Genomic DNA, 13,417 nt, shown 5'->3' with positions numbered 1-13,417 from the left:
GAGGCGGCCGCGCAGGCGCAGGGCGAGTGGGGTGAGGTACTCGGTGCCGCCGGGCTCGAACGCGTCGAGGAACCACAGGCGTTGCTGGGCGTAGGAGAGCGGCGGCGGGGTGTCCCGGGGGACGGGGGTGGGCGCCGCTTGGTCGGCGGTGTCCGGGCGGGTGAGCAGCGCGGTGAGCGCTTCGGGGGTGGGGTGGGTGAAGACCGCGCGCGGGGTCAGCTCGGTGCCGAAGACCTCCGCGAGGCGGGCGGCGAGCCGGATGCTGAGGATCGAGTCGCCGCCCAGAGCGAAGAAGTCGTCCCGCATGCCGACCCGTTCGGTGCCGAGCACCTCGGCCCAGACCTCGGCCGTGCGGCGCTCGGCCGCGGTGCGCGGGGCGACCGGCTCCGGCCGGTCCGGGTCGTCCTCGGGGGCGGGCAGGGCGGCCCGGTCCACCTTGCCGTTGGGGCTGAGCGGCAGGGCGGGCAGCGGTACGAAGGCGGTGGGCACCAGGTAGTCGGGGAGGGCGGCGCGGGCGTGGTCGCGCAGCGCCGTCATGTCGAGGCCGTCGCGGGCCACCACGTAGGCGGCCAGGCTCCGGGCGCCGGAGCGGGCCGTGTGCGCCACCACCGCGACGTCCGCGACGCCGGGGTGGGCCGCGAGCGCGCCCGCCACCTCGCCGGGCTCGACCCGGAAACCCCGGATCTTGACCTGGTCGTCGGTGCGGCCGAGGAACTCCACCGTGCCGTCGGGCCGCCGGCGGGCCAGGTCGCCGGTGCGGTACATCCGGCCGCCGGGCGGGCCGAAGGGGTCCGCGACGAACCGGTCAGCGGTGGCGGCGGGGCGGCCGAGGTAGCCGCGGGCCACGCCCTCGCCGGCCAGGAAGAGTTCACCCGCGGTGCCCGGCGGCACCGGCCGCATCCGGGCGTCGAGGACGTGGACCCGCATGTCGTCCAGTGGCCGGCCGATCGGGACGGTGGCGGGGACGGTCGCGGGGTCGGTCAGGGCGAAGGAGGTCGCGAAGGTGGTGGTCTCGGTGGGGCCGTAACCGTCCACGACGGTCAGGCCGGGGCAGGCGGCCAGCACCCGGCGGACGGCGGCGGCCGGGACCACGTCGCCGCCGGTCCACACCTGGTGCAGCCCGGCGAAGCACTCCGGCGCGTCCTGGGCCAGCAGCCGGAACAGGCCGGCCGTCAGCCACAGCGCGGTGACCGCTCCCCCGGCCGCCAGCCGCCGCAGCGACACCGCGTCCACCGCGCCCGTCGGGGCCACCACGACCCGGCCGCCGTTGAGCAGCGGCACCCACACCTCGAAGGTGGCGGCGTCGAAGGCGACCGGCGAGTGCAGCAGGACCCGGTCGAAGGCGGGGCCGGTGAAGCGGCTGTCGGTGGCGAGGGCCGCCACGTCGCGGTGCCGCACCCCGACCGCCTTCGGTGTGCCGGTCGAGCCGGAGGTGAACATCACGTAGGCCAGCCGGTCGGGGTCCGCGGGCGGCAGCGGCGGCGCGGCGGCCGGGTCGGCGGTGCGGGCGGCCAGGACGTCGCCGGCGGTCAGGTGGGCGGTCACCCGGGCCTGGTCGAGCAGCAGTCGGCGGCGCGCTTCGGGGGCGCGGCCGTCCACCGGTACGTAGGCGCCGCCCGCCTTCAGCACCGCGAGCTGGGCCACCACGAGGGCGGCGGAGCGGTCCAGGTGGAGCGCCACGCGGTCCTCGGGGCACAGCCCACCGGCCCGCAGCACGCCTGCCAGCCGGCCGGACCAGTCGTCGAGCTGACGGTAGGTCAGCTCTGCGTCGGCTTCGGTGAGCGCGACCGCGTCCGGGGTGCGACGGGCCTGCGCGGCGAAGAGGTCCACCGGCGAACCGCCCGGGGCGGGGCGGGCGGTGGTGTTCCAGCCGCGCAGCACCTCCCGGTCGGCGGCGGTGAGCAGGCCGAGGTCGTCGAGGGTCGGGGCGGTGCCGTCGGCGAGCGCGGTCAGCAGCGTTTCGAGCCGCTGCGCGGCCCGCTCCACCGTGGTGCGGTCGAAGAGTGCCGGGTCGTAGGCGAGCGCGAAGCCGAGGCGGTCGGCGAGGTAGGCACGCAGGCACAGCGGGAAGTTGGTGGCGTCCTCGGCGCGGACGTCCTGGATGCGGATGCCGGCGCCGGCGGTGGCGGCCTCGTCGAAGGGGTAGTTCTCGAACACCACCATGCTGTCGAAGAGCGGCTCGCCGGGCCGGAGCGGGGCGAGTGCCTGGATGCGGGCGAGCGAGACGAAGTCGAAGCGCCGGGCGTCGCTCTGCTGCTCCTGGAGCGCGCGCAGCCAGGGCAGCACGCCGCGGGCGCCGTCGGTCCGGGCGCGGGTCGGCACGGTGTTGATGAACATGCCGATCATCGACTCCACGCCCGGCAGTTCCGCCGGGCGGCCGGAGACCGTGGTGCCGAACACCACGTCCGGGCGGCCGCTGTAGCGGGCCAGCAGCAGCGCCCAGGCGCCCTGCACCACGGTGTTGACGGTCAGTCCGCCGTCGCGGGCCGTGGCGCGCAGCCGGGCGGAGACCTCGTCGGACAGCTCCAGGTGGACCTGGGCGGTGGAGCGGGCGCGGTGCGCCTCGACGGGTGGCCGGTCGTACGGGAGCGGGGTGCGGGCGGTGAACCCGTCGAGGACGGCGGCCCAGTGCTGCTCGGCGGCCGCCCGGTCCTGTCCGTCCAGCCACTCCAGGAAGTCCCGGAACGGCCTGCGCGCCGGCCGGCGGCCGGACCGGCCCCGCACGTCCGCCGCGTACTGCGCGCAGACGTCGGCGAAGAGGGCGCCGGTGCTCCAGCCGTCGAGCATCACATGGTGCGAGGTCCACACCAGGACGATCTCGTCGCCGGGGAGCGCGGCCACCGCGAGGCGGCTGAGCGGGGCGGTGGTCACGTCCAGGCCGGCCGCCCGGTCCTCGGCGAGCAGCCGGTCCAGCGCGCCGTCGCGCTCGGCGGGGGCCAGGGTGCGCCAGTCGTGGTGGACGACGGGCAGGACGGCACGCCGGTGGACGACCTGCACGGGGTGCGGCAGACCGCGCCAGTGGACGCTGCTGCGCAGGGCCGGGGTGCGGTCGGCGACGGTCTGCCAGGCCGCGGCGAACGCCCGCGGGTCGGCGACCCCGGCGATCCGCAGCACGATCCGGTCGAGGTAGGCACCGTCCTCGCCGACCAGACCGTGGAAGAGCATGCCGGCCTGGAGCGGGGTGAGCGGGAGGACGTCCTCGACGTCCCGTCCGTCGCCGGCGACCAGGTCCACCTGGCGCTGGTCGAGCCGGGCGAGCGGGAAGTCGGAGGGGGTGCGGCCGCCGGCGTCCGGGCGGGCGCAGTGCGCGACGATCTCGGTCAGGGCGGCGCGGGTGTCCTCGGCGAGGCGGCGCACGGTGGCCTCGTCGTAGAGCTCGGGCGGGTAGGTCCAGCCGAGTTCGAGCCGGCCGTCCTGGACGGCGCCGGTGACCTCCAGCGGATAGCCGCGGGGCTCGTCGGGGTCGGTGTCCCGGCCGGCCGGGGGCAGGGGGGCGCCGTAGGGGCCGGGCGCGGCCGAACCGTCGCCCGCGGCGGGGCTCCACTGTCCGTGGTAGTTGAAGCCGATGCCCGGTGCGGGCGTGCCGGCCAGGGGGCTGTCGGGCACCAGGTGGCGCAGCGCGCCGTGGCTCAGTCCGCGCAGCGGGACGGCGCGCAGCTGTTCCTTGACGGAGCGCAGGGTGGTGTGCCAGTCGGCGTCCGGGGCGACGGTCAGGGCGAGCGGGAACTCGGCGGTGAACCAGCCGACGGTGCGGGAGAGGTCCAGGTCGTCGAAGAGGTCCTCGCGGCCGTGGCCCTCCACGCCGATGAGCACGGTGTCCCGGCCGGCCCAGCGGGTCAGGGTGCGGCCCAGGGCGCTGAGCAGGACGTCGTTGACCTGGGTGCGGTAGGCGTCGGGGACCTGCCGGAGCAGGGCGTCGGTGGTGTCCCGGTCCAGGCTGACGGTCACGGTGGCGGCGGTGGCCGCGGTGGCGGGCGGTGTGGTGGCGGAGCGGTCCGTGGGGAGGTCGGCGGGGACTTCGGCGGTCCGGGTCCAGTACGCCAGGTCGCCGTCGAAGCCGCCGGCGCGGGTGTGCTGTGCCAGGCGGGCCGCCCAGCGGTCGGGGCCGGTGCTCGCCGGGGGCAGGGCGGCCGGGTGGCCGTCGGCGGCCGGTCGGCAGGCGGTCGCCAGGTCCTCCAGCAGGATCCGCCAGGACACCCCGTCGACGACCAAGTGGTGGGCGGTGAGCAGGAGTTGCGCGGGACGGCGGTCACCGCGGTCGAAGTACAGGGCCCGCACGACCCGGCCCTCGGTGGGGTCCAGGGAGGTCTGGGCCGCGGTGGCGGCGCACTGGACGGCCTCCTCGGCCCGCGGGTCGTCCAGGCCGGTCAGGTCGTGGCGGGTGAAGACCTCGCCGGGGGCGGTGGGCAGCGCCTCCTGGTGCCAGGCGCCGCCGGTGCGGCGGAAGCGGGTGCGCAGCGCGGGGTGGTGGGCGACGAGCGCGTCCACCGCGTGCCGCAGCGTCTCCTCGTCGGTGCCACCGGTCAGCTCGAACCGGTGGGTCATGGTGAAGCGCAGGGCGTCCCCGGGGCGCCGCCGGTCGAGGTACCAGTGTTGGATGGGGGTGAGCGGCGCCGGTCCGGCCGGGGCGGGCGCGTCGGTGGCGGGCGAGGGGTCCACCGGGGCGGTGCGCAGGGCGAGTTCGGCGACGGTCTGGTGGCGGAAGACGTCCTTGGAGGTGAGGGCGTATCCGGCGCGGCGGGCCCGGGAGACGATCTGGATGCTGAGGATCGAGTCGCCGCCCAGGGCGAAGAAGTTGTCGTCGACGCCGACCCGGGGCACGCCCAGCACCTCCGCCCAGATGGCGGCGAGGCTCCGCTCGGTCGCGTTGCGCGGGGCCACGTGGCGGGCGCCGCCGTCGGGCCGGTCGGGGGGCGCGGGCAGGGCGCGCCGGTCGGTCTTGCCGCTGGTGGTGCGGGGTATGCGCGCCAGGGGGACGAAGACCGTGGGGACGAGGTGGTCGGGCAGGGTGCGGCGCAGGTGGACGCGGAGTTCCTCGGCGGACGGCGCCTCGGGGGCGGTGGGCACCAGGTAGGCCACCAGCCGGGCCCGGCCGTCGTCGTCGCGGGCCACCACCACGGCGTCCCCGACGGTGGGGTGGCCGAGCAGGGCGGCCTCGACCTCGCCGGGCTCGATGCGGAAGCCGCGGACCTTGACCTGGTCGTCGGTGCGGCCCAGGAATTCCAGCAGGCCCGCCGCGGTCCAGCGGGCGCGGTCGCCGGTGCGGTACATCCGGGTGCCGGGCGGGCCGAACGGGTCGGCGAGGTAGCGCCCGGCCGTCAGTCCGGGCCGTCCGAGATAGCCGCGGGCGACCTGGGCGCCGGCGAGGTAGAGCTCGCCGGGCACCCCCGCCGGGACGGGCCGCAGCGCGCCGTCCAGTACGTAGGCGCGCACATTGCGGCCCGGCCGGCCGAGGACCGGCCGCTCCGGGTGGTCGGCGAAGCGGCCGTAGACCGCGTCGACGGTGCACTCGGTGGGGCCGTAGACGTTGTAGGCGGTGACGCCCTCGGCCTCGGCCGCCCGCAGCCGCTGCCACAGGGGGGTGCCGACGGCCTCGCCGCCCACCAGGACGATCCGGGGGCGGTGGTGGTCGCCGTCGAGCAGTCCGGCGGCCAGTAGTTCGTGCAGGAAGGACGGTGTCACATTGACGGCGTCCAGGCGATGGTCGGCGATCCGGCGGACGAAGGCGTCCGGGTCGAGGCGTTCGTCCTCGTCGATGAGGTGGACCTGCTGACCCAGGGCCAGCAGCAGCGGGCCCTCCCACGAGGTGTCGAAGGAGAAGGCGGCGCTCAGCGCGAAGCGCAGCGGTTCCGTGCCGGTCGTGTGCGGGGCGACCAGGCCGGCCCGGTGGTCGTGGCAGAGGTTGACCAGCTGACGGTGTTCGACGGCGACGCCCTTGGGGCGGCCGGTGGAGCCGGAGGTGTAGGTGAGGTAGGCGGTGTGGGCGGGGTGCAGGGGTGCGGTGCGGTCGGCGTCGGTGGGGTTGTGGGCCGGCCGGCGGCCGAGCGGCGCGGCGCGCAGGGCGTCGGCCGTCAGCACGGTGTGCGGTGCGGCGTCGGCGTGCAGGAACGCGACGCGTTCGGCGGGCAGTTCGGGATCGAGGGCCAGCAGGGTGCCGCCCGCCTTGAGGACGGCGAGGAGCGCCACCGGCATGTCGGAGGTGCGCGGCAGTCGGACGGCGACCACCCGCTCCGGGCCGACGCCGAGGGCGATGAGGTGGTGGGCCAGCCGGTTGGCGCGCTCGTTCAGCGCGGCGAAGTCGAGGGCGGTGTCCCGGGCGACCAGGGCCGTGGCGTGCGGGGTGCGGGCCACCTGCTCCTCGAAGAGGTCCACGAAGGTGGTGTCGGGTACGGGCAGGTGGGCGCCCTGCCACTCCTGGAGAAGTTGGCGCCGCTCCGCGTCGGAGAGCAGCGGCAGGGCGCCCACCGGGCGTCCGGGGTCGTCCGCGACGGCGGTCAGCAGCCGGCGCAGCCGCTCGGTGGCGGCTTCGACGGTGGCCGTGTCGAACAGGTCGGTGTTGTACTCGACGAAGCAGGTCAGTCCGCCGTCGCGGGTCACGAAGTCGAAGGCGAGGTCGAACGCGGCGTGCCGGCCGGGCGGTTGGAGGGTCCGCACGTCGAGGCCGGGCAGGCGCGGGGCCTCGGCGCCCAGGTTGTGGAGGGCGACCATGACCTGGAACAGCGGGGTGCGGCTGGTGTCCCGCTCCGGCTGGAGCACGTCGACGAGCCGCTCGAAGGGCACGTCCTGGTGGGCGAAGGCGTCCAGCACGGTGGTGCGCACCTCGGACAGCAGGGCGCTGAACGGCAGGCCGTCGGGTACCCGGCTGCGCAGCACCAGGGTGTGCACGAACATCCCGACCAGATGCTCCAGTTGGGGGTGGTCGCGGCCGGCGGCGACGGTGCCGACCGCGATGTCCTCCTGGCCGGCCCAGCGCGCGAGGAGCACCTTGCAGGCCGCCAGCAGCGTCATGTAGAGGGTGGCGTCGGCACGGTGGCCGACCGCGCGCAGCCGGTCGGTGAGCGGGGCGGGCAGGGTGAACTCCAGCAGCGCGCCGTTGGTGGTGCGCTCGGCGGGGCGCGGCCGGTCGGTGGGCAGCTCCAGCGGGGCCACGTCGGCCAGTTGGGCGGTCCAGTAGCCGAGGTGCTGGCGCTCGGTCTCGTCGGCCCGGGCGCGCTGCCAGGCGGCGTAGTCGGCGTACTGCACGGGGAGCGGGGGCAGTTCGGGGCGGCGGCCGTCCAGGGCGGCTGCGTACAGCTCGCCGAGGTCGCGGCCGAGCACGGCGGTGGACCAGCCGTCGGTGACGAGGTGGTGCATGGCCAGGGTGAGGACGTGCTCGTCGTCGGCGAGCCGGATCAGGCCGGTCCGCAGCAGCGGCCCCTCGCCCAGGTCGAAGGGGGTGGCGCCCTCGCGGGCCAGCAGCGTGTCGAGCGCGGCCTCGCGGGCCGCCTGCGGGGTGTCCGACAGGTCGTGCCGCGGCAGGGCGACCGGGCGGGGTTCGTGGACGATCTGATGGGCCCGGCCGTCCCGTTCGGTGAAGGTGGTGCGCAGCGGTTCGTGCCGGGCCACCAGGGCGTCGAGGGCGGTGTGCAGGGCGGGCTCGTCGAGCGGTCCGCGCAGGCGCAGCACGAAGAAGGTCAGGTAGGCGGTGCCGCCCGGCTCGAAGGTGTCCAGGAACCACAGGCGTTGCTGGGCGAAGGAGAGCGGCAGGGCGGCGGTGCGGTCGGCCGCCGGGATCGGCTGGTGGCCTGCCGGGCGGCCGGCGGCCGGGGCGGGCAGGGCGGCGGCCAGCGCTTCGAGGGTGGGATGGGTGAAGAGCAGCCGGGGGGAGACGTCGGTGCCGAGCGCGGTGCGGAGCCGGGAGGCGACGCGCAGCGCGAGGATCGAGTCGCCTCCCAGGGCGAAGAAGCTGTCCTCGGCGCCGAGGGCCGCCCCCGCGTCGCCGGTGCCGAGGGCGTCGGCCCAGATCCGGGCGACGAGCCGTTCGGCGGCGGTGCGCGGTGCGGTGCGCTCCGTGCCCGCGGCGGCGAACCCGTCGGGCCCGGGGGCGGGCAGCGCCCGGTGGTCGAGTTTGCCGTTGGGGGTCAGCGGCAGCGCGTCCAGGGTGACGTAGGCGGCGGGCACCATGTGGGCGGGCAGGGTCCGGGCCAGGCGGGCACGGAGGGCGGCCGGGGTGGGCGCGGGACGCCGGGCGGCGGGGACGACATGGGCGACGAGGCGCCGCGCCCCGGGGGTGTCCTCGCGGACCGTGACCACGGCCTGGGCGAGGTCCGGGTGGGCGGTCAGCGCGGCCTCGATCTCGCCGGGTTCGATCCGGAATCCGCGGATCTTGACCTGCTGGTCGGCTCGGCCCAGGTATTCCAGGGTGCCGTCGGCCCGCCACCGGGCCCGGTCCCCGGTGCGGTACATCCGGGTGCCGGGCGAGCCGAACGGGTCCGCGACGAACCGGGCGGCGGTCAGGCCGGGCCGGTTCAGATAGCCGCGGGCCAGCCCCTCCCCCGCCACGTACAGCTCGCCGACGGCGCCCGGCGGCACCGGGGCGAGGCCGCCGTCGAGCACCCGTACACGCAGGTCGGACAGGCCGCGGCCGATGGCACTGCCGGTGGCCTCGGCCGCGGTGGCGCGGTCCAGCGGGGCGTGTGTGACGTGCACGGTGGTCTCGGTGATCCCGTACATGTTGACCAGGACGGGCGCGCTGTCCGGGTGCCGGGTGTACCAGTCGGCGAGCCGGGCCGGATCCAGTGCCTCGCCGCCGAAGACGATCCGGCGCAGCACCAACCGCGCGCCCACGTCCGGGTGTTCGGCTTCGGCGCGCATCAGGGGGTGGAAGGCCGAGGGGGTCTGGTTGAGCACAGTGACCCGTTCGTCCGCCAGCAGGCGCAGGAAGTCCTCGGGGGAACGGGCGACGTCGTGCGGGACGACGACGAGTCGGCCGCCGTGCAGCAGCGCGCCCCAGATCTCCCAGACGGAGAAGTCGAAGGCGTAGGAGTGGAACAGCGTCCACACGTCGTCGGCACCGAAGCCGAAGTGGCCGCGGGTGCGGGTGAACAGCCGCACCACGTTGGCGTGCGGGACGACGACGCCCTTGGGCCGGCCGGTGGAGCCGGAGGTGTAGATGACGTAGGCGGGGTGCTCCGGCAGCGGGCGGCGGGCCGGGGCCGGGCCGGTGGTGGGGCGCCGGTCCAGGTCGGCGCGGACCGCGGGGTCGTCGAGGAGCAGCCGGGGGCAGGCACTGCCGGTGAGGCGCCCGGCGACGGCGGTGGTGGTCACCAGCAGGGCCGGTGCCGCGTCGGTGAGGAGGTCGGCGATCCGGTCGGCGGGCAGGTCGGGGTCGAGGGGCAGGTAGGCGGCGCCGGTCTTGAGCACCGCGACGAGCGCCACGACCATCTCGGCGGAGCGGGGCAGCGCGAGCGCCACGAAGCGTTCGGGGCCGGCGCCGCCCGCGGCCAGCCGGTGGGCCAACCAGCCCGCCCGGGTGTCGAGTTCGGCGTAGGTCAGGGCGCTGTCCTCGAAGGTCACGGCGGTGGCGTCGGGCGTCCGGGCCGCCTGGTCCTCGAAGAGGTCCACCAGGGTCGCCGTGGGCCGGCCGCGGTCCGTGCCGTTCCAGTCCTCCAGGATGCGCCGGCGTTCCCCGGCGGTGGTCCAGGCCAGGTCGCGCAGCGGCCGGTCCAGGTCGTCGGCGAGGCCGGTGAGGAGCAGGCACAGCCGGTCGGCGAGGGCTTCGGCGGTCGTGGGGTCGAAGCGGTCCGGGTCGTAGGCGAGGTCGAAGCCGAGGCGGTCGGTGTGGTGGGCACGCAGCACCAGGGGGTAGTTGGTGGCGTCCCGGGAGGCGACGTCGAGGATGCGGACGCCGGCGCCGGAGGTGCGGGCGTCGTCGAACGGGTAGTTCTCGAAGGCCACCATGGACTCGAACAGCGCGCTGCCGGCCGGGACGTCGCTGAGCGCGGTGAGCCGCGCCAGGGAGACGGACTCGAAGCGCCGGGACTCGGCCTGGCCGTCCTGGAGCTCCCGCAGCCAGGCGGCGGCCGGGCGGCGCTCGTCGACCCGGACCCGGGTGGGCAGGGTGTTGATGAACATCCCCACCATGGACTCGGCGCCGGGCAGGTCGTCGGGGCGGCCGGAGACGGTGCTGCCGAACACCACGTCGGGCTCCCCGCTGTAGCGGGAGACCAGCAGCGCCCAGGCGCCCTGGACGACGGTGTTGAGGGTCAGGCCGTGGCGCCGGGCGGCGTGTGCCAGGCGCCGGGACGGCTCGGGGCCCAGACCGCCGGTGCGCACCGCGGCGGAGCGGGCCCGGTGGGCCTCCCGGGCCGGGCGGTCGCAGGGCAGCGGGGTGGGAGTGGCGAAGCCGGCGAGGACAGCGCGCCAGTGCTCCTCGGCGGCCCGGTCGTCCCGGGCGGCGAGCCGGCGTACGTAGTCGCCGAACGGGCGGCGCACGGGCGGGGCCGTGGTGCGGCCGGCGGCGAGGGCGGCGTACTCCTCGCACACGTCGGTCAGGACCTGGGCCAGGCTCCAGCCGTCCAGGATCAGGTGGTGCGAGGTCCACAGCAGGCGCAGCCGTCCGGCGGGCAGCCGGATCAGGGTGAGCCGCATCAGCGGGGCGGTGCTGAGGTCCAGGCCCCGTGCCAGGTCCTCGGCCCGCACGCGGGCGAGTTCGGCCGTCCGCCGCTCCTCGTCCAGGTCGCGCCAGTCGAGGTGGACGGTGGGCACCGTCACCCGCCGGTGGACGAGCTGCAGCGGTACGGGCACCCCTTCCCAGACGACGGAGGTGCGCAGCGCCGGGGTCCGGTCGGTGACGTGCTGCCAGGCGCGGGCGAACGCGTCGGGGTCGGCGATGCCGTCGAGCAACAGGGTGGCCTGGTCGAGGTAGACGTCGTCGGCGCCGCCCATCAGGCGGTGGAAGAGCATGCCTTCCTGGAGCGGGGTGAGCGGAAGGACGTCCTCGACCGCGCGCCCGTCACCGGCCAGGCGGTCCACCCCGGCCTGGTCGAGCCGGGTCAGCGGGAAGTCGGAGGGGGTGCGGCCGCCCGCGTCCGGGCGGGTGCAGTGCGCGGTGAGGGCGGCCAGTGCGCGGACGGTGCCGTCCGCCAGCGTGCGGACCGTGCGTTCGTGGTGGATGCGGTCGCTGTAGTGCCAGGTGAACTCCAGGACGCCGTCGGCCACCGCGGCCGAGATGTCCAGCAGATGGTCGAGGGGTTCGCCGGGGTCGATGTCGCGGCCGGGGGCCTCGCCGGCGGGCGCGAAGTCCCGGCCGGGTGCGCTCTCCCACTGGCCGTGGTAGGTGAAGCAGACCTGGGGCAGCGGGAGTTCGGCGAGGGCGCGGGCGGCCGGGTCGGGTGAGCCGAGGCGGGCCGGTGCCTCGTAGCCGAGGCCGCGGTGCGGGACGGCGCGCAGGCGCTCCTTCACCGCCTTGAGGGTGGCGCCCCAGTCGGGTTCCTCCGGTGTCCCGGCCGGGATGAGGGTGACGGGGTACTGGACGGTGAACCAGCCGACGGTACGGGACAGATCGACGCCCTCGCCGCCGACGGAGCCGTCACCGCCACCGCCGGCGGCGCCGTCGGGTCCGGGGAGGTCCTCGCGGCCGTGCCCTTCGAGCGCCACCGTGACGCGGTCGGTGCCCGCCCAGTCGGCGAGCACCCGGCCCACCGCGCTGAGCAGGACGTCGTTCATCTGGGTGCGGTACACCCCGGGCACCCGGCGCAGCAGTGCCTCGGTGGTGTCGCGGTCGAGGCGGGCGCGGACGGTGCGGACCGAGCCGGCGAGCGCGGTGCCCGGGGTGTCCACCGGCAGCGGGGTGCGGGGCGCGGCGCACTCGGCCGTCCAGTAGGCCAGGTCGCCGTCGAGTCCGCCGTCCCGGACGTGCCGGGCCAGGTGTGCGGCCCAGGTGGTGAACGGCGTGGTGGTGGGCTGCAGTCGGACCGGGTCGCCGGCGGCGGCCTGGCGGTAGGCGCTCTCCAGGTCGGCGAGGAGAATGCGCCAGGAGACGCTGTCGACCGCCAAGTGGTGTGCGGTGAGGAGAAGTTGCGGGCGGTCGCCGGGTGCCGCGGGGAACAGGGCGGCGCGCAGCAGGGTGCCGGTGGCGGGGTCGAGGGCGGCGCGGGCCGCGTCGGCGGCGGCGGTGCGCGCGGCGTCACGGGCGGCACCGGAGTCCGGCAGGCCAGGGCGGGCCAGCAGGCCGGGCGGAACGGCGGCGCCGGGTTCCTGGCGCCAGGTGTCGCCGGTGCGGACGAACCGGGTGCGCAGCGCCGGGTGGTGGGCGGCCACCGCGTGCAGGGCGCGCTCCAGGGCGTCGGGGTCGAGGTCGTGCGGCAGGTCGAGCAGCACCGACATGCTGAAGTGCCGCAGCGGCCCGTGGGTGGCGAAGAACCACTCCTGGATGGGGGTGAGCGGGGCCGGTCCGGCCTCGTCGGCCGGGCGGTGCGTGGCGTCCGGGGCGGTGCGCACGTCGGTGGCGGCGGCGAGTTCGGCGACGGTCTGGTGCCGGAAGACGTCCCGGGAGGTGAGTCGGAGTCCGGCGGCGCGGGCCCGGGAGACCGCCTGGATGCTGAGGATCGAGTCGCCGCCGAGTTCGAAGAAGTTGTCGGTGACGCCCACCCGGGCGAGGCCCAGCACCTCGGACCAGATGCCGGCCAGGGTCCGTTCAGCCTCGGTGCGCGGGGCCACGAACTCCCGCTCGTCGCGGTCGGCTTCGAGGTCGGGGGCGGGCAGGGCACGGCGGTCCAGTTTGCCACTGGTGGTGCGCGGCAGCGCGGCCAGCACGACGAAGGCGGCGGGGATCATGTGGCCGGGCAGGGTCCGCCCCAGGGCCGCGCGCAGCTCCGCGGCGGCGGGCCGGGCGGAGCCGGCGGCGGGCACCAGGTAGGCGGCGAGCCGGGCGTGGCCGTGGGCGTCGGGGACAGCAGCGACGGCCGCCTCGGCGACGTCCGGCAGGGCGGTCAGCGCCGCCTCGACCTCGCCCGGTTCGATGCGGTGGCCGCGGATCTTGACCTGGTCGTCGGCGCGGCCGAGGTGGTCGAGGCGGCCATCGGCCGTCCAGCGGGCCAGGTCGCCGGTGCGGTACATCCGGCTGCCGGGCGGCCCGAACGGGTCGGCGACGAACCGGGCGGCGGTCAGGCCCGGGCGGTGGTGGTAGCCGCGGGCGACCTGATCGCCGGCGAGGTACAGCTCGCCGCCGACGCCGGGCGGCACCGGCCGGAGCCGGCCGTCGAGGACGTGGGCGCGCACATTCGGCAGCGGCCGGCCCACCAGGGGCCGCCCGATGCCGTCGATGCGGCAGGACAGCGCGTCGACGGTGCACTCGGTGGGGCCGTAGAAGTTGTAGGCGGCGACGTCGGGCAGCGCGGCGAGTTCCCGCCACAGGTCCGGGCCGACGGCCTCGCCA

General features: G+C 76.5%; 1 protein-coding gene. It reads right to left on the bottom strand.

Translation table 11 applies throughout. From position 1 onward, the window contains the following. A partial coding sequence (locus B073_RS0135745) for a non-ribosomal peptide synthetase (protein ID WP_018542859.1) occupies positions 1 to 13,417 on the bottom strand: 13,417 nt, incomplete at both ends.

The sequence above is a fragment of the Streptomyces sp. MspMP-M5 genome, from assembly GCF_000373585.1.
In the GTDB taxonomy this organism is placed as follows: Bacteria; Actinomycetota; Actinomycetes; order Streptomycetales; family Streptomycetaceae; genus Streptomyces.
Note: the sequence above shows the minus strand (reverse complement) of the source record. Positions and strands in the feature narration are given on the sequence as shown.